Annotated in this window: 1 protein-coding gene; it reads right to left on the reverse strand. The window is 72.4% G+C overall.

Annotation, left to right across the window (positions count from 1 at the left end):
* Positions 1-558, reverse strand: a 558-nt coding sequence (locus ADK55_RS18975; protein ID WP_159041463.1) for a winged helix-turn-helix domain-containing protein, incomplete at both ends; no start/stop codon positions are given.

Raw genomic sequence — 558 nt, forward strand, 5'->3', positions numbered from 1 at the left:
ACCCGACACACCCGAGGCGCCCGCCGCACCCGACACACCCGAGGCGCCCGAGGCACCCGCCGCACCCGCCGCGTCCCGGGCGGTGTCCGGGCCCGTTTCGAAGCGGTATCCGGCGCCCCACACGGTCTTGATCAGTGTCGGATTCGCCGGGTCGTCCTCGATCTTGCCGCGCAGTCGGCGGACGTGGACGGTGACCGTGGACAGGTCGCCGAAGTCCCATCCCCAGACCTCGCGCATCAGCCGCTCCCGGTCGCAGACCTGCCCCTGGTGTCCGAGGAAGTAGGCGAGCAGGTCGAACTCCCTGAGGGTGAGGCCCAGTTCGGCGCCGTTCTTGGTGACTCGGCGGGCGGCCGGATCCATGGCGATACCGGCCGCGGCGAGCACGGGTCCGGTGTTCGGGGCGGTGGTCGAGGCCGCCCTGCGCAGGACCGACCGTACGCGCAGGACGAGCTCGCGCGGGCTGAAGGGCTTCGTGACGTAGTCGTCGGCGCCGACCTCCAGGCCCAGGATCCGGTCGTCCTCGTCTCCGCGCGCGGTGAGCATGACCACCGGGACGGG

It is taken from the genome of Streptomyces sp. WM4235 (assembly GCF_001279725.1).
In the GTDB taxonomy this organism is placed as follows: Bacteria; Actinomycetota; Actinomycetes; order Streptomycetales; family Streptomycetaceae; genus Streptomyces.